Genomic DNA, 15,489 nt, shown 5'->3' with positions numbered 1-15,489 from the left:
CGCCGACGACGCGGACGCCCGGGATCCACGGTCCCCGGGCACCCGCGCGTCGACCAGGACACGACCCGACGGTCCGTGCACCACCACGCGGTGGCGCGCGGGCCGTCGGTGGTGCCACCCTGTGCACCGAGGACCGGGCGACCGCCCGCGCCCGCCGACAGCTCCCGAGGACGGTCACCGCCGCATGACGCACAAGATCACGCGCGGCTGGACCGTCACCAAGCCGTGGCCCGTGACCCTGCGGGACGACACGCTGGGCGGGTCGATCGTCCTGCGGCCGCTGCGCCGTCGGGACGCGAACGCGTGGATGCGCCTGCGCGCGCACAACGCCGATTGGCTGGAGCGCTGGGAGGGCACCTCGCCGCGCCCGGGCACCGGGGGAGGGCCGCCGACGTTCGCGGAGTACGTCCGCGTCCTGTCCGCGCAGGCGCGCGCCGGGTCGTCGCTGCCGTTCGCCGTCGAGCTCGACGGCGAGCTCGTGGGGCAGCTCACGGTCTCCTCGATCACCTACGGGTCGCTGTGCGGCGCGAGCATCGGCTACTGGGTGAGCGAGCACGTCGCGGGCCGGGGCGTCATCCCCACCTCCGTGGCCATGGCGACGGACTACTGCTTCGCGGTCCTCGGGCTGCACCGCATCGAGATCAACATCCGTCCGGAGAACGGCCCGAGCCTGCGCGTCGTGGAGAAGCTGGGCCTGCGCGACGAGGGCGTGCGCGAGCGGTTCCTGCACATCCAGGGGGCCTGGCGCGACCACCGCACGTTCGCGATCACGAGCGAGGAGGTCCCCGACGGGCTCCTCGCGCGCTGGCAGGCCACGCGCCGCGAGAGCATCTGAGCCCACCGACACGCCGGAGCGCGTGCGGACCGTGGCCGCGCGCCTCGCCTACGGTCGGGATGTGGAATCGGCCTCGGGGATCGTCGCGCTCGCGGTGTTCCTGCTGTGGGTCGGGTTCTACGTCCCGCACCGGGTGCGCCACCGGCAGCAGCTGCTGGAGGCGCGCACGGACGACCGCTTCTCCGGTTCCCTGCGTGTCCTGGCCGTCGCCGGCCCGGGTGGCGGGGGCTCGGGCGGCTGGGACGCGCGGCTCGACGGCGTCGCCGCCGTCGCGTCGATCGGCCCGGGTCAGTCCGCGGACGGGGGTCGCGCCCTCCTCGGGGGAGCGGCGACGCAGGACCGGCCGGACGGCCGGACGCACGAGGAGGAGGGAACGCACGCCATGGGGAGCACCGACAGCGCGTCACCCTCGCGCGGGGCACCGCCGCGCCGTCAGCCGGCGTCCGAGCAGTCCCGCCTCGCCCTCCTCGAGCGGCGCGCCGCCGCGGCGCGCCGCCGTCTCGCGCTCACGGTCGTGCTGCTGCTCGCGAGCGTCGCCGTGTGGGCCGTCGTCGCGCTCGGGTATCTCCCGTGGTGGTCCGGCGCGGTCCCGACGGCGGTCCTCGGCCTCGTCCTCGTGCTGGGCCGTCGTGCGGTGCTCGCCGCGCAGCGGTCCGACGCCGCGTGGCTGGCCGAGCGCCGCGCCGCCGCCCGTGCCGCACGCGGGACCGTCCTCGGCGCGCCGCCCGCGCCCCGGGGTGCGCGTCCGCGCGTCACCGGCCGCGCCGTGCACGGGTCGCAGGTGAGCACGCAGATGATCCCGCGCGTCACGCCCCAGGACCTCGCGCGGGCGAACGCCACCGCGGCCGCACTCTCCGGAGGTGGCCCCGTCGGGTCGTCGCCGCGCGAGCGGGTCACGGCGCCGAGCACGACGACGGCCGAGGACTCCGGCTCCGAGGAGCCTGCGTCTGCGCGCGCCGGGTCGTCCGAGGCTCCGGCGGTCGCGACGGACGTGGCGGACGAGGCCGCGCCGGTCGTCGAGGTCGAGGCCGTCGACGCGGACCGCGTGCCGTCGGGTCGCGCCTGGGACCCCGTGCCGGTGCCGCCGCCGACCTACACGATGAAGCCGACGGCCCCGCGGCGCGAGCCCGCCCCGCTCACGGACGACGACGTGGTCTCGCCCGCCCGGGCGGGCGCAGTCCCTGCCCCGGTCGCCGCGGTGGAGGTCGCCGTGGACGTGCCCTCGGGCGCGCCCGAGCCCGCCGTCGGGGACGAGCGCAAGCCGTCGACCGAGACGCTGGGGCTCGACCTCAACGAGATCCTCGCTCGGCGTCGGGCCGCGGGGCAGTAGCTCCCCCGGGGGTGGCCGGTTTGGTAGACCCCACCCCCGGGGTGCTAGTCTGTTCCTCGCTTGAGGGGCTATGGCGCAGTTGGTAGCGCGTCTCGTTCGCAATGAGAAGGTCGGGGGTTCGAATCCCCCTAGCTCCACCCTCTGAGAGGGCCGCTGACACGGTCAGCGGCCCTTTCTGCTGCTCAGGGCGCGTCTCAGTCCCACCAGAACGACCAGGCGTGGGTCCCGACGAGTGCGTGGGCGTACCCGTCGAACGTGTCGTGGGCACCCTGCCAGACGTTGTCGGGGCAGACGGCGAAGTGCTCGACGGCGAGAGCGCGGGCGTGCTCGAGGTCCTGGGGCGGTCGCGCGACGGAGACCAGCAACGTGTCCGTCCCGACGCCGACGACCCGGGCGCCGAAGCGATCGGCCCAGGAGCGCAGGACCGCCGAGACCAGCTCCGTGTCGTTCGTGTGGTTGCAGGGCCCGTCCCAGCCGGCGAGGGTCAGGGCACCTGCGCCGTCGGGCGCGGGAACCAGGCCGAGCCTCCACGGTCGCGGTCGGCCGTAGGGGTCGACGTCGTCCTGGAGATGGCGGGCGAAGGCGTCGGCGAGCGCCTCCGGGTCCTCCCCGGCCTGCCCGGGCCGAGCCAGGCCGGGCCAGGGCCCGCTCGGTTCTCCCGCCCCGGGCACCTCGTCCGCGTCGGATCCCGCGTCGTCCTGGAGGTCGTCCCAGAGCGACCGGAGGGCCGTCTCGGGATCGACGGCGTCGAGCACCTCGGCGGGCTCGGGGAACGACCACCGTCCGACCCAGGCGTCCGGGTGGTCGTCGTCGTGCTCCAGGAGGAGAGGGACGAGGCCGGTCTGCGCGTGCGCGCCGCGCAGGCGCGCCCAGACCTCGCCCGCGTCCTGGGCGGGTGCGTCCGAGACCCAGAGCAGCGCCGTGCCGTGGAGCTCGGGCGGTGCCCAGTCGCTCTCGTCGGCGAGCACGAGGCGCCCGGGCGGGAGGTCGTCGGGCAGGGTGGGAAAGTGAGGTGTCATGACGCGCAACGTACGACGTCCCACCGACAGGGTGGCGCTCTTATGCTGGCCAGCGTGGCCCTCACCGAGCTCGTCCCCGTCCCCGGCGGGACGTTCCGCATGGGTTCCGACCGCCACTACCCCGAGGAGGGGCCGGCGCACGACCGGGAGGTCGCGCCGTTCCTGCTGGAGCGGCACGCGGTGACGAACGCGCAGTACGCGGCGTTCGTCGCGGACACGGGGTACGTCACGGTCGCGGAGCGCGCGCTCGACCCGGCCGACTTCCCGGGGGCCGACCCGGCGGACCTGGTGCCCGGGGGCCTCGTGTTCACCCCGACGGCGGGTCCGGTCGACCTGCGCGACTGGCGGCAGTGGTGGCGGTGGCAGCCCGGGGCGTCCTGGCGCTCGCCGCAGGGACCGGGGACCGACGTCGACGACCGCCCGGACCACCCGGTGGTGCTCGTCGCGTTCGAGGACGCGTCGGCCTACGCGACGTGGGCGGGGCGCCGACTCCCGACGGAGGCCGAGTGGGAGCGCGCCGCGCGCGGCGGGTTGGCGGATGCCGAGTACGCGTGGGGCGACGAGCTCGCGCCGGGCGGGCGGCAGATGGCGAACACCTGGCAGGGCCGGTTCCCGTACCTCGACGAGGGCTGGGGCGGGACGTCGCCCGTCGGCTCCTACGCGGCGAACGCGTACGGGCTGGTCGACCTCGTCGGAAACACCTGGGAGTGGACGGTCGACACGTTCACGCCCCGCCACGTCGTCCCCGGCACGCGCGGGCCGGACGCCGGGGCGCGGCCCAATCTCCTGGCGCCGACGACGTCACCGCAGGTCGTGCGCGTCACGAAGGGCGGCTCGCACCTGTGCGCGCCCGAGTACTGCCGCCGGTACCGGCCCGCGGCCCGGTCCCCGCAGTCGGACGACAGCGCGACGACGCACCTCGGGTTCCGCTGCGCCGCGGACGCGGGCTGACGGACGACGAAGGCCCCCGTCGGTCGGCGGGGGCCTTCGTGGCGCGTGCTCGGATCGCGCGGAGCGTGCGAGTCGCCCGTCAGCCCGGGCAGGTGTACTCGATGCCGTTCTCGTAGTGCGTGCCAGGGCCGAGATCCTCGCACTTCTCGAGGAGTGCGGACGTGGTGACGCCGAGGATGATGCCGACGACGATCGAGATCACGAGCACGATGGCGCCGACGATGATGCCCGCGAGGGCGACGCCGTTCTTGTAGCCGGCCTTCTTCGACTTGTTGAAGGCGATGATGCTGAGGATCAGGCCCACGATCGACAGGCAGCCGAGGAACGACAGCACGAGGCCGACGATGCCCATCGTCTTGCCGGGGTCCTGGGCCGGGGCCTGGTACCCGGGCGTCCCGCCCGGGACGGGTCCGGCCTGCGGGGCGTTGTACTGCGGCGCCTGCGGCGCGCCGTACTGGGGTGCCTGCGGGGCGCCGTACTGCGGGGCCTGCGGCGGCTGCTGCGGCTGACCGGGCTGCGGCGCGCCGTACGCGGGCGGTCCGGAGGGCGTCCCGCCGGGCTGCTGCGGGTTCTGGTCGGGCTGGTCGGGGGTCGACATGCGATCTCCTCGGCGGTGGGTTCGGGCCCGGCCAGTATGCCGGTCGGTGACGCCGGGCGTCCCGTGCGCCCGCGGCGCGTCCCGAACACGGGTCACCCCACCGGCGGGCGTCCACCCGACGGGCCGACCGTCACGACTCCTCCACATCCCCCGTTCTGCGGGGCGCGCGGCGTACGCGATGATGGGGGCGTGAACTCTCGGAAGGTCCGATTCGTCCCTGTCGCCCTCCCCGTCGTCCTCAGCCTCGGCACCGTTGCGGTGCTCGGTGGCTGTGCCGCGGAGACGGCGAAGGCCGACGGACCTTCCTCGGGCGAGACGGGGCTCGTCGCGCGTGCCGCGGAGCCCGGCGACGGCGTCCTCGTGCTGGACTCGACCGACCCGGCGGAGCTCGCGCTGACGAGCAGCCAGGCCTTCTTCACGTCCGCGCCCGTGGTCGTCCTCGCCGTCGTCGACGACGAGGCCGCGCGGGCCGTGGCGGCCGCCGCGGCGGTCGAGCTCGCCGCCCCCGTCCTCCTGGTCGGTGGGGGGATCTCCGACGGCGGGCTGCGCACGGAGCTCGCCCGGCTCGGCACGGCCGCCGTCGTCGAGGTCGGTGAGGCCGACGCCCCGCCCGGGCAGGAGGAGGACGCCGACGAGGCGCCCCAGCGTGCGACGGTGGGTGACGTCGAGGGCGTCGAGCAGGTCCTGCTCGACGTCGGCGCGCTCCGCGCGGACGGGACGCTCGACGAGCACGACCTCGACGACGTCCGCGCCGCGCTCCCCGAGCGCGGCGAGCCGGAGACGCTCACGGAGGTCCTCGCGCTCACGGAGCCGGGGAGCCTCGACGCGCCCGGCGGCCCGCAGTCCGCGGCCATCGCGACGGCCCGCGCGGCCGGGGCGGTGCCGCTCGAGGTGCCACAGGGCGACCCGCGGTCCTCGGCGGAGGTCGTCGACGCGCTCGCGGCCGCGAAGGCGCTCGCGGTCGTGGGCATCGGGGCGAGCTTCGGGTCCGCGGACGACCTCGCGTGGCGGCTGCGCACGGCCGAGGCCGGCGCCCTGCTCCCGAGCGGGTCGCAGCTCGTGCTCGCCGACGGGGTGCGGTACGTGGCGGTCGAGGCGGACGCGGTGACGTCCGGGCTCGTGGCGGTGGGGGAGCGGTCCGTGTCCGACGCCGTCACGCGCGCGCAGGACGCGGCGGCCGCGTACGTGGAGGCGGCCCCGGACGAGGTCGTGGTGCCGGTTCTCGAGGTCCCCGCGACCCGGGCGTCGTCGAGCGCGGGGACGGACCGCGACTACTCGACGGAGATCCCTGCCGACGAGCTGTTGCCGCTGGTGGACGCCGCCGCGGCGGCGGGGGTGCTGGTCGTCCTGCGGTTCGAGCCGGGGCGCGCGACCTTCGACGAGCAGGTGGCCGAGTACGCGGACGTGCTCGCCCGCCCGACCGTGGGGGTCGTCCTGGACGTCGATGCCCGTCGCGGCGAGGACGTCCCGAACGGCACCGTGGACGCGGACGAGCTGGGTGCCGCGATCGGCGCGGTGGGGGAGGTCGTGCGCACGTCCGGGCTCCCGCAGAAGCTCGTCGTGCTGCAGCGCTCCGACGCGGACGCGATCCGCGACGTGGCAGGCCTCGACCTGGGGGCCGGCGAGACGGCGGTCGTGCTGCAGCCCACGTCCGGCGACGGTTACGGCGCGCGCGTCCGCGAGTGGGGCGTGCTGCTCGACGGCCTGCCGCAGGGGTTGGTCGGCGGGTGGACCACCGGTTCCTCGGACCCGGCCCGCGACGTCGAGGGCGTGCTCGGCCTGGACCCGAGTCCGCGCTACGTCGCGCCCTCGCACTGACCCGAGGCGCTTGGCCGTCCCTGCTGACGCGGGTTAGGGTGTGGCGCTCGCAAAAGCCGAATCGATTCGATCCCAGCCCCAGACGACGAGGTACCCGATGGTCTCGGTCATCCCCCAGCCCCTGCAGGTCGAGCCCCGTGGGGGACACGTCCCCGCCACCACGCTGGAGGTCCACGCGCTCGGTCTCGAGCGGACCGCCCCGTGGCTCGGGGACCTGGCCGCGACGCTCCTGAGCGGCGTCGACGGCGTCGTCGCGACGCACGACGACCCGGCGTCCGGCGGTGCCGCGGCGGGCGTCGCGACCCCCACCGCGCTCGTGCTCCGGATCGACGATGCGGCCGGTCCGGACGGCTCCACGAGCCCGGAGCGGTACAGCCTGGTCGTCGACCAGGGCGGTGTCACCGCGACCGCCGCCGAGCCCGCCGGTCTGCTCCACGCGGTGCAGACGCTGCGGCAGCTCGTCGAAGCCCCCGGTCCCGGCGACGAGCCCGCACGGGTGCCCCACGTCGTCGTGCACGACGCGCCCCGCTACCCCTGGCGCGGCCTGTCCGTGGACCTCGCGCGGACGTTCTTCGGTCTCGACGCGCTGCGTGCGGTGATCGACGTCGCGGCGGCGTACAAGCTCAACGTGCTCCACCTGCACCTCACGGACGACCAGGGCTGGCGCATCGAGTCGCCGTCCCGGCCCGAGCTCGCCAAGCTCTCCTCGGGGAGCGACACGTCCGGCGGGAAGGGCGGGCACCTCTCGCTCGCGGACTTCCGCGCGCTGCAGGACCACGCGGCGGAGCGCTTCGTGCGCGTCGTGCCGGAGATCGACGTCCCGGGCCACATCAACGCGGCGACGCACGTCTACGGGGACCTCATGCCCGACGGCGTCGCGACCGACGCCTACTCCGGCATCGAGGTCGGGTTCTCGCGCCTCACGTTCGACCTGCCCGCCACCGAGTCGTTCCTGCGCGACGTCTTCACCGACCTCGCCCACGCGACGGACGGCGAGCACGTGCACCTGGGCGGCGACGAGGTGCTGAAGATGGAGCCCGCCGAGTACGCGCGGTTCGTCGAGCTGTGCGAGCGGGTGATCCTCGAGGCCGGCAAGAAGCCGGTCGCGTGGCAGGAGGCCGCGAAGGCCCCGCTGCGCGCGGGCACGATCGTGCAGTACTGGGACACGCACCCCATGGACCTCACGTACCTGGTCGACGCCGCGAAGGGCGGGGCGCGCATCATCTTGTCGCCGGCGAACCGCGTCTACCTCGACATGCGCTACACGGCCGAGTTCGACCCTGCCCTGGGGCAGGACTGGGCGGGCCTCGTCGAGGTGCGCGACTCCTACGACTGGGAGCCGGAGGAGGTCGTGCCGGGTCTGCCGGCCGAGACGATCGAGGGCGTCGAGGCGGCCGTGTGGACCGAGCGGATCCCGACGCTCGACGCCCTGTTCACCATGCTCCTGCCGCGCCTGAGCGCCGTCGCGGAGGTGGGCTGGACCGCCCCGGACCGCAAGGACTGGGACGACTACCGCCGTCGTGTGGCGCGCGAGGCGGACGCCTGGCGCCGCGCGGGGATCGCGTTCCACGAGTCGGCGCAGGTCGACTGGTGACGCGTCAGATCCAGGTGGGCAGCCACATGTGCAGGCGCCAGAACCAGTACGGCACCTGCCACGCCGTCCAGATCGGGTAGAAGAAGACGCTGACGGCGCCGATCGTCGTGAGCAGGACCGTGAGCCCCACCTTCACGCGCGCCCGCGCGACCGGGCGGTGCTCGGTGCGTTCGAGCGCGAGCGTCATCGCGTACACGAGCGTGAGCACGACCCACGGGGTGAACACGATCGAGTAGAACGTGAAGATGGTCCGCTCGGCGTAGAGGAACCACGGGGCCCACCCGGCGACGATCCCGCTGAGGACGGTGAGCGCCCGCCAGTCCTTGAGGCGGACGAGCGCCCAGAGCGCGACGAGGATCGCGAGCGCCGCCGTCCACCACAGCACGGGGTTGCCGAGGGACGTGATCGCGCGAGCGCACCGCTCGACCTCGCACCCGGCCTCGCCGGGGTCGTAGGAGCGCCAGTAGAACGACGTCGGGCGCCACTGGAGGATCCACCCGAGCGGGTGCGCCTCGTACGTGTGCTCGGACGTGAGCCCGTTGTGGAAGTCCCACATCTTGAGGTGGTACTCCCACAGGGACCGCAGCGCGGGCGGCAGCCACTGCACGCCCTCGCCGGGATGGTCGAGCGCCCACTGGCGCATGTACGCCCCGGGGGTGCGGAACCACGACGTCCACGCACCGAGGTAGGCGAGCGCCGCCGTCGGGAGCATGACGAGCGCGGCGGGGATCGCGTCGCGCACGAGCGCGTCCTCCCACCAGCGCCCGACGCCCGCCGTGCGCCGCGCCGTCGCGTCCCAGAGCACGGACACGACGGCGAAGACGGCGAGGAAGTACAGCCCCGACCACTTGACCCCGCACGCGAGTCCGAGCGCGACCGCCGCCGTGAAGCGCCACCACCGCCACCCGAGCCCGGGCCCGTAGCGACCGATCTTCCCGCCGGCGTCGAGGATCGCGCCGCAGCGGTCGGCGAGGCGACGCCGCGCCTGCTCGCGGTCGAGGAGCAGGCACCCGAACGCGACGAGCACCCAGACCATGAGCATGTTGTCGAGCAGGCCGGTGCGGGAGTGCACGATCGCCTCGCCGTCCACGGCCATGAGCGCGCCCGCGACGATCCCCATCGCCGTCGAGGCGAACAGGCGCCGTGCGATCCGCGCCACGAGCACGACGGCGACCACCCCGACGACGGCGGACGCGATGCGCCACGACCACGGGTTCTCGGCACCGCCGAACGCCTTCATGCCGAGCGCGATCATCCACTTGCCGAGCGGCGGGTGGACCACGTAGTCGGCGGTCGGGAGGAACGAGCTCACGTCCCCGGCCTCGAACGCCGGGTTCGGCTCGTCGGGCCAGTCGGCCTCGTACCCGACCTGCAGCAGCGTCCACGCCTGCTTGACGTAGTACGTCTCGTCGAACACGAGCGTGCCCGGTCGGCCGAGGTTCCACAGCCGCAGCACCGCCGCGACGGCGGCGACGATCGCGACCCCGAGCCACCCCCACAGGCGGTCGTGCGCGGTCGCCCCCAGGGCCAGACGCCGCGGCCCGAGGAGGGCGAGCAGGAGGCGCTCGCGGTGCGTCAGGTCGGACGCGGCGTCGGGCTCGGAGCCCGCTGTCTCGTCGGCTCGCTCGCTCGCCGTCTCGCCCGGCGACTCGGCGGCCGAGTCCTCCGACAGGTCGGACGCCTCGGCGTCGGGCGGCGGTCGGGTCCCGGCGTCGTCCGAGCGGTCGTCGGGGGCGTCGGACGCGGGCCGGGGCCCGGGGTGCGCGTCGGCGGGCGGCTGGGACACGCTGGCCATCGTAGGGGCACACGGGTGTGGAACCCTGGGAACCATGTCCTCCTCGACCGACGCGCCCGACGCCGACCGGCCCACGACCTCGCGGGAGGCCGGGCACCTGGTGCTGGGCGGCACCCCGATCGGCAACGCGGAGGACGCGAGCCCGCGGCTGCGGCGCCTGCTCGCGGAGGCCGACGTCGTCGCGGCGGAGGACACGCGCCGGCTGCACGCGCTCGCAGGCCGGCTGGGCGTGCAGGTCGGCGGGCGCGTCGTCAGCTTTCACGAGCACAACGAGTCCGACCGTGCGGACGACCTGCTCGACGTCGTCGACGGCGGCGGGACGGTGCTCGTCGTCTCCGACGCGGGGATGCCGAGCGTGTCGGACCCGGGGTTCCGCGTCGTCGCGCGCGCGGTGGAGCGCGGGGTCCCGGTGACGACGGCGCCCGGGCCGAGCGCGGTGCTCACGGCCCTCGCGCTGTCGGGGCTCCCGACGGACCGCTTCTGCTTCGAGGGGTTCCTGCCGCGCAAGGCGGGCGACCGGTCGCGCGCGCTCGCCGCGCTCGCCGACGAGCCGCGCACGCTCGTGTTCTTCGAGGCGCCGCACCGGGTGGCGGAGACGCTCGCCGCGATGGCCGAGGCGTTCGGCGCGGACCGTTCGGCCGCCGTCGCGCGCGAGCTCACCAAGACCTACGAGGAGGTGCTGCGCGGACCCCTCGCCGCGCTCGCGGAGCGCGCCGCCGAGGAGCAGCTCCGGGGGGAGATCTGCGTCGTCGTCGGCGGGGCGCCGCCCCGCGGCCCGGTCCCGCTCGCCGAGCTCGTGCCGGACGTCCTCGCGCGCGTCGATGGCGGGGAGCGGCTCAAGGACGTCGTCGCGGACGTCGCGCAGGACGCCGGCGTGCCCAAGCGCGACCTCTACGCTGCGGCCCTGGAGGCACGGCGCCGCTGACCGACCTCCAGCGCCCCCAGCGCCGTCAGCGCCCGACGGCGGTGCTCGGCTCGAGCGCGACGCCCGCCGCGGCGAGCTCCTCGCGCGCCGCGGCGCCGAGCTCGGGCGTGACCGGCACCGTGAGGTCGGTGAGGACCCGGGTGGCGAGGCCGAGCGCGTGGGCGTCGAGCGCCGTCGCGCGCACGCAGTGCGACTCGGCGATGCCGACGACGTCGACCGCGTCGATCCCGGCGTCGCGCAGGACGTCCACGAGCGGCCGGCCGCCGACGTCGACCCCCTCGAACCCGGAGTACGCGGCCTGGTACTCGCCCTTCTTGACCCCGGCGTCGGGCGCGAGGTCGGCCAGCGCGGGGTGGAGCTCGGCGTTCGGGGTGCCCGCGATGCCGTGCGGGGGCCACGTGTCGACGAAGTCGGGCTGCGGGCTCCAGTGCTCGCCCGGGTCCACGTGCCAGTCCTGGGTCGTGACGACGAGGTCGTAGGCGTCGCGGTGCTCGCGCGCGTGGTCGGCGATGCGCTGCGCGACGGCGTTCCCGCCCTCGACCCCCAGCTCGCCGCCCTCGCAGAACGTGGGCTGGACGTCGACGACGATGAGGGCCCGGCGTGGCGCGGGGGTGTGCTCGCTCATGCGCCCACTCTGCCACCCGGGACCGGGCAGCGGGGGAGCGCCCGGACGGAGCGCCGGGCCCGCCGGGCGCGTCCCCCGCGCGGGTGCGAGAGTGGGAGCAGCCGTGACCCGAGCACCCGGGAGGTACCCGATGAGCGACGCCGCGACCCCGCCGACCGGCCCGCCGGAGCGCCCGATCGGGTACTGGCTCAAGCTCGTGGACCGGCTCATCGACGAGAGCTTCGACGGCGTGTTCCAGCACTCGGGGCTCACGCGCCGGCACTGGCAGGTGCTCAACACGATCCGGGACGGCGTGAGCCAGGAGACGAGCGTCGACGGCGTGCTGTCCCCGTTCACCGGGGCGGCCCCGGTGGCCGGGCACGGGGCGAGCGCCGTGACGGCGGAGATCGACGACCTCGTGCGCCGCGGCTGGGTCGCGCGCGACGCCTCGGGCGGCCTGTCGGTGACCGTCGCCGGGAACCACGCGTACCACGACCTCCTCGACGCCGTGTCGGTCTCGCGCGAGCGGGTCGCCGACGGCATCAGCCGCGCGGAGTACGCCCAGACTGTCGCGACGCTCGAGCGCATGGCGCGCAACCTCGGCTGGGACGGCTGAGCTCCGCTCCCACGACGGGCGGCCGGGACGTCGCCGCGACGAGACACGACGCGCGGCGTCCGGCAGCAGGCGTACCCTGCGAGACCCGCGACCCGCGCGCACCTCCGCGCCCGGGCGCGCCGCACAGAGCTGGAGCACTGCGATGGAGTTCCGCCGGATCCCCGGTCTGCCGCCCTACGTCTTCACCATCATCGACGGGCTCAAGATCGAGGCACGCCGAGCGGGCCGCGACGTCGTCGACCTCGGGTTCGGCAACCCCGACCTGCCCAGCCCGCAGATCGCGGTCGACAAGCTCGCCGAGGCCGCCCAGAACTCGCGCAACCACCGCTACTCCGCGTCGCGCGGCATCCCCAAGCTCCGCGAGGCCGTCGCGGGCCTGTACCAGCGCCGGTTCGGCGTGAGCCTCGACCCGGACACCGAGATCATCTCGACCATCGGCGCCAAGGAGGGCTTCAGCCACCTCATGTGGGTGCTGCTGCAGCCGGGCGACGTCGCGCTCGTCCCCACGCCGAGCTACCCCATCCACATCTGGGGTCCCTACTTCGCGGGCGCCGACGCGCGCCAGGTCCCCATCGGCGACGGGACCGACGCCGCGGGGTACATCGACCGGATCATCGAGGCGTGGGAGCTCGGCTGGCCCAAGCCGCGCGTCGTGGTCCTGTCGTTCCCGCACAACCCGACGACGACGGTCGCGACCAAGGAGGACCTGCAGCGCCTCGTCGACTGGGCGCGGGACAAGGACGTCGTGCTCGTGCACGACCTCGCGTACGCGGACATGACGTTCGACGGGTTCGAGCCGCCGTCGATCATGCAGTGCGAGGGCGCGCGCGAGGTCGCGGTCGAGCTGTACTCCATGACGAAGTCGTTCTCCATGGCGGGCTGGCGCGTCGCGTTCCTCGTGGGGCGCCGCGACGTCGTCGGGGCGCTCGCGAAGCTCAAGAGCTACCTCGACTACGGCACGTTCCAGCCCATCCAGATCGCCGCGACCGTCACGCTCAACGAGGCGACGGAGTTCCCGCAGGAGATCTCGTCCGTCTACGCGTCGCGTCGCGACGCCCTGTACGACGGCCTGCAGCGCATCGGCTGGGACATCCACAAGCCCGGCGGCACGATGTTCGCGTGGGCCCGGATCCCCGAGCCGTACCGCGACATGGGCTCGATCGAGTTCGCGACGCACCTCGTCGAGGAGTGCGACGTCGCCGTCTCCCCGGGCGTCGGGTTCGGCCCGGGGGGCGACGAGTTCGTGCGGTTCGCGCTCATCGAGAACGAGCACCGCATCGGCCAGGCGATCCGCGGCCTCAAGCGCGGCCTGACCCGCCTCTGACGGTCAGGCGGGCGCCGCCGTGGGCGGCGTCCGCCCGTGCCGGCCCTGGTACCTGTCGACCTGACGCCCCGCCGCGGCGACGGCGCGGTCGTCGACGAGGTCGTACACGACCGTGCCGACCCAGACGATGAGCGTCGCCCACACCCAGGTCCAGAAGCCGTCGATGTCGAAGCCGCTCGACGGGGACAGCAACGTGGTGACGACGAGCGAGCCGAGCACGGTGACGATCCCCAGCGTCCACGTCCAGCCGTGGACGTGCTTGCCGAGCAGCCGCACCACGAGCGGCCGCAGCAGGGTGATCGTCACGGTGAAGAGCGCGACCGCGACCAGCCCCCACAGCCAGCTCATGGTCATCCCCTCGAGCACCAGGTTGGCGATGACGAGCGTCACCCCGTACGCGACCGCGGCGACGACGAAGCTGAGCACCTTCGGGTTCATGGCGCCCCTCCCTTGGGGCCGGTGAGGCGGGAGGACCCGCCTCCTTGTCTCCAGTGTGGCGCGGATCCGCCGTCGTGCGCGGGGAGCGCGGCCCGTGCGACGGCGCCCGCGGCGCGCGACGATGGCCCCATGCCTGCCCACCCGTCGACCGCGCGTCGGTGGTGGCCCGCGGTCGTGGTGGGGGCCGCCGTCGTGCTGCTCGCGGCGTGCACGCCCGACGACGGCCCGGAACCCGCCCCGGGGCCGTCGGTCACGACGGCCGCCCCCGGGACCGGCGAGCCCACCGCGACCGGCGGGTCCGTCGAGACGACCACGCCGGCGCCCGGTCCCGGCCTCGTCGTCGTGCCCGAGGTGCGGGTGGACGTGACCGAGGTGGCGACCGGGCTCCCCGCGCCGTGGGGGCTCGCGGCGCTCGCGGACGGGACGCTGCTCGTCTCGCTGCGCGACGAGCGCGGCCTCGTCGTCGTGGACCCGGCGTCGGGCGCTGCCGAGCCCGTCACGGGAGCGGGCGCGGACGACCTGCGCGACGGCACGGTCGCGACGGGCGAGTCGGGCCTGCTCGGGGTCGCGGTCGGGCCCGAGGGCAGCGCGGCGCCGGGGGAGGTGTTCGTCTACCGGACCGCTGACGGCGGCAACGAGGTCCTGCGGGGGACGCTCGCCGGCCGCGAGCTGTCGGCCCTCGCCCCGATCCTGCAGGGCGTCCCCGCGGCGTCCACGCACGACGGCGGCCGGCTCGCGTTCGGGCCCGACGGCTACCTCTACGTGACGACGGGGGACGCGCAGCAGCGCGGCGCGGCGCAGGTCGCGGGCGCGCTCAACGGCAAGATCCTGCGTCTGACGGTGGACGGCGCGCCGGCGCCGGGGAACCCGGACCCGGCGTCGCCCGTGTGGAGCCTGGGGCACCGCAACGTCCAGGGCGTCGCGTGGGACGTGACGGGCCGGATGCTCGCGTCGGAGTTCGGCCAGGACACGTTCGACGAGCTCAACGTCGTCGTGCCCGGCGGGAACTACGGCTGGCCGGAGGTCGAGGGGGTGGGCGGCGCCGTGTCGGGGTTCGTGGACCCGGTGGCGACGTGGTCGACGTCGGACGCCTCGCCCAGCGGGCTGGCCGTGACCCGCGAGGGCGCGTACCTGGCGGGGCTGCGAGGCCAGACCCTGTGGCGTGTGCCGTTCGCGACTCCTGACGCCGGGGGGTCGGCCGACGCGTTCGGCCCGCCCCAGGCGTTGCTCACGGACCGGGGTCGGTTGCGCGCCGTCCTCGTCGACCCGGCGACGCCGCTCGGGGACGACGGGAGCTCCGTGCTGTACGTGCTGACCAACAACACCGACGGACGCGGGGACCCGCGCGCCGGCGACGACCGGCTGCTGCGGGTCGTGGTGGCTCCCGCGGGATGACGCCGTCGCGAGCCTGCAAGGTGCCGGGGGGATCGCTGTCGCAGGTCCGCCCGAGCGACTGAGATCGACCCTCGGGAGGCCGATCTGAGACGGACGGGTCGATGTGGGTGGACGTGCGGGCTGACCAGTCGGTTTGGAGCGTGATAACGAATCGGTTACGGTCGAGTGTCTCGCGTTGCCGCTCACCGGGGACAGGTGTAATGGCCGGCCGTGGGACGCGGTCTCCACAGGGCACCCAGGGTGCCGG

14 protein-coding genes and 1 tRNA gene are annotated in these 15,489 nt (G+C 75.0%); 10 read left to right on the top strand and 5 right to left on the bottom strand.

Features of this window, described 5'->3' with window-relative positions; all coding sequences use genetic code 11:
- Positions 1-184: 184 nt before the first annotated feature.
- From JOE63_RS17950 to JOE63_RS17940, 3 genes are all read left to right on the top strand, one after another.
- Entirely contained in the window at positions 185-835 is a 651-nt protein-coding gene (locus tag JOE63_RS17950; RefSeq protein ID WP_087469764.1) for a GNAT family N-acetyltransferase, read from the top strand.
- 61 nt (positions 836-896) lie between these two features.
- Positions 897-2,165: a hypothetical protein gene (locus tag JOE63_RS17945; RefSeq protein WP_157759465.1), complete on the top strand. Its 1,269-nt coding sequence runs from the start codon at positions 897-899 to the stop codon at positions 2,163-2,165.
- 64 nt (positions 2,166-2,229) lie between these two features.
- Positions 2,230-2,302: transfer RNA gene (locus tag JOE63_RS17940), tRNA-Ala, on the top strand.
- Positions 2,303-2,359: 57 nt separating this feature from the next.
- Here the strand turns inward: JOE63_RS17940 and JOE63_RS17935 are convergent.
- On the bottom strand, positions 2,360-3,184 hold the full coding sequence (locus JOE63_RS17935; protein ID WP_204542880.1) for a DUF4253 domain-containing protein: 825 nt from the start codon (positions 3,182-3,184) through the stop codon (positions 2,360-2,362).
- Between the two features lie 99 nt (positions 3,185-3,283).
- Here JOE63_RS17935 and JOE63_RS17930 point away from each other — a divergent pair, with 99 nt between their 5' ends.
- On the top strand, positions 3,284-4,135 hold the full coding sequence (locus JOE63_RS17930) for a formylglycine-generating enzyme family protein (RefSeq protein WP_374059071.1): 852 nt from the start codon (positions 3,284-3,286) through the stop codon (positions 4,133-4,135).
- A 79-nt stretch (positions 4,136-4,214) separates the two neighbouring features.
- On the opposite strand, the gene JOE63_RS17925 is transcribed toward JOE63_RS17930, so the two are convergent.
- Positions 4,215-4,733, bottom strand: coding sequence for a DUF4190 domain-containing protein (locus tag JOE63_RS17925; protein WP_087469760.1), 519 nt, complete (start codon positions 4,731-4,733; stop codon positions 4,215-4,217).
- 189 nt (positions 4,734-4,922) lie between these two features.
- Between JOE63_RS17925 and JOE63_RS17920 the strand changes: the two genes are divergently transcribed.
- Together JOE63_RS17920 and JOE63_RS17915 are read left to right on the top strand one after the other, a co-directional pair.
- Positions 4,923-6,551, top strand: a complete 1,629-nt coding sequence (locus tag JOE63_RS17920) for a hypothetical protein (protein ID WP_204542876.1) — start codon at positions 4,923-4,925, stop codon at positions 6,549-6,551.
- Between the two features lie 97 nt (positions 6,552-6,648).
- Positions 6,649-8,145, top strand: coding sequence for a family 20 glycosylhydrolase (locus JOE63_RS17915; RefSeq protein ID WP_204542874.1), 1,497 nt, complete (start codon positions 6,649-6,651; stop codon positions 8,143-8,145).
- A gap of 4 nt (positions 8,146-8,149) precedes the next feature.
- Here the strand turns inward: JOE63_RS17915 and JOE63_RS17910 are convergent, their stop codons facing one another.
- Positions 8,150-9,940, bottom strand: coding sequence for a dolichyl-phosphate-mannose--protein mannosyltransferase (locus JOE63_RS17910; protein WP_204542872.1), 1,791 nt, complete (start codon positions 9,938-9,940; stop codon positions 8,150-8,152).
- 34 nt (positions 9,941-9,974) lie between these two features.
- Here JOE63_RS17910 and rsmI point away from each other — a divergent pair, with 34 nt between their 5' ends.
- On the top strand, positions 9,975-10,865 hold the full coding sequence (rsmI, locus tag JOE63_RS17905) for a 16S rRNA (cytidine(1402)-2'-O)-methyltransferase (RefSeq protein WP_204542870.1): 891 nt from the start codon (positions 9,975-9,977) through the stop codon (positions 10,863-10,865).
- 25 nt (positions 10,866-10,890) lie between these two features.
- On the opposite strand, the gene JOE63_RS17900 is transcribed toward rsmI, so the two are convergent.
- Positions 10,891-11,490: an isochorismatase family protein gene (locus tag JOE63_RS17900; protein WP_204542868.1), complete on the bottom strand. Its 600-nt coding sequence runs from the start codon at positions 11,488-11,490 to the stop codon at positions 10,891-10,893.
- A gap of 130 nt (positions 11,491-11,620) precedes the next feature.
- On the opposite strand from JOE63_RS17900, the gene JOE63_RS17895 reads away from it, so the two are divergent.
- Positions 11,621-12,085, top strand: a complete 465-nt coding sequence (locus JOE63_RS17895) for a MarR family winged helix-turn-helix transcriptional regulator (RefSeq protein ID WP_204542866.1) — start codon at positions 11,621-11,623, stop codon at positions 12,083-12,085.
- Between the two features lie 142 nt (positions 12,086-12,227).
- Positions 12,228-13,409 (top strand): aminotransferase class I/II-fold pyridoxal phosphate-dependent enzyme, encoded by a 1,182-nt coding sequence (locus JOE63_RS17890; RefSeq protein WP_087469753.1) that lies wholly within the window; start codon positions 12,228-12,230, stop codon positions 13,407-13,409.
- Between the two features lie 3 nt (positions 13,410-13,412).
- Here the strand turns inward: JOE63_RS17890 and JOE63_RS17885 are convergent, their stop codons facing one another.
- Positions 13,413-13,847: a phage holin family protein gene (locus JOE63_RS17885; protein WP_087469752.1), complete on the bottom strand. Its 435-nt coding sequence runs from the start codon at positions 13,845-13,847 to the stop codon at positions 13,413-13,415.
- Positions 13,848-13,976: 129 nt separating this feature from the next.
- Here JOE63_RS17885 and JOE63_RS17880 point away from each other — a divergent pair, with 129 nt between their 5' ends.
- Positions 13,977-15,242 carry a PQQ-dependent sugar dehydrogenase gene (locus tag JOE63_RS17880; protein ID WP_204542864.1) on the top strand — a complete coding sequence of 422 codons (1,266 nt, stop codon included), beginning with the start codon at positions 13,977-13,979 and terminating at the stop codon, positions 15,240-15,242.
- The last annotated feature ends 247 nt before the right edge of the window (positions 15,243-15,489 follow it).

Origin of the sequence: Cellulosimicrobium cellulans (genome assembly GCF_016907755.1) — a bacterium.
GTDB lineage: Bacteria > Actinomycetota > Actinomycetes > Actinomycetales > Cellulomonadaceae > Cellulosimicrobium > Cellulosimicrobium cellulans_D.
The sequence above is the reverse complement of the archived record's forward strand: the minus strand, read 5'-3'. Positions and strand labels throughout refer to the sequence as shown.

Bases quoted from the DNA above. Each gene is read 5' to 3' on its own strand.
- JOE63_RS17950 (WP_087469764.1), top strand. From the start codon at position 185: ATGACGCACAAGATCACGCGCGGCTGGACCGTCACCAAGCCGTGGCCC.
- JOE63_RS17935 (WP_204542880.1), bottom strand. From the start codon at position 3,184: ATGACACCTCACTTTCCCACCCTGCCCGACGACCTCCCGCCCGGGCGC.
- JOE63_RS17930 (WP_374059071.1), top strand. From the start codon at position 3,284: ATGGGTTCCGACCGCCACTACCCCGAGGAGGGGCCGGCGCACGACCGG.
- JOE63_RS17925 (WP_087469760.1), bottom strand. From the start codon at position 4,733: ATGTCGACCCCCGACCAGCCCGACCAGAACCCGCAGCAGCCCGGCGGG.
- JOE63_RS17915 (WP_204542874.1), top strand. From the start codon at position 6,649: ATGGTCTCGGTCATCCCCCAGCCCCTGCAGGTCGAGCCCCGTGGGGGA.
- JOE63_RS17910 (WP_204542872.1), bottom strand. From the start codon at position 9,940: ATGGCCAGCGTGTCCCAGCCGCCCGCCGACGCGCACCCCGGGCCCCGG.
- rsmI (WP_204542870.1), top strand. From the start codon at position 9,975: ATGTCCTCCTCGACCGACGCGCCCGACGCCGACCGGCCCACGACCTCG.
- JOE63_RS17900 (WP_204542868.1), bottom strand. From the start codon at position 11,490: ATGAGCGAGCACACCCCCGCGCCACGCCGGGCCCTCATCGTCGTCGAC.
- JOE63_RS17895 (WP_204542866.1), top strand. From the start codon at position 11,621: ATGAGCGACGCCGCGACCCCGCCGACCGGCCCGCCGGAGCGCCCGATC.
- JOE63_RS17890 (WP_087469753.1), top strand. From the start codon at position 12,228: ATGGAGTTCCGCCGGATCCCCGGTCTGCCGCCCTACGTCTTCACCATC.
- JOE63_RS17885 (WP_087469752.1), bottom strand. From the start codon at position 13,847: ATGAACCCGAAGGTGCTCAGCTTCGTCGTCGCCGCGGTCGCGTACGGG.
- JOE63_RS17880 (WP_204542864.1), top strand. From the start codon at position 13,977: ATGCCTGCCCACCCGTCGACCGCGCGTCGGTGGTGGCCCGCGGTCGTG.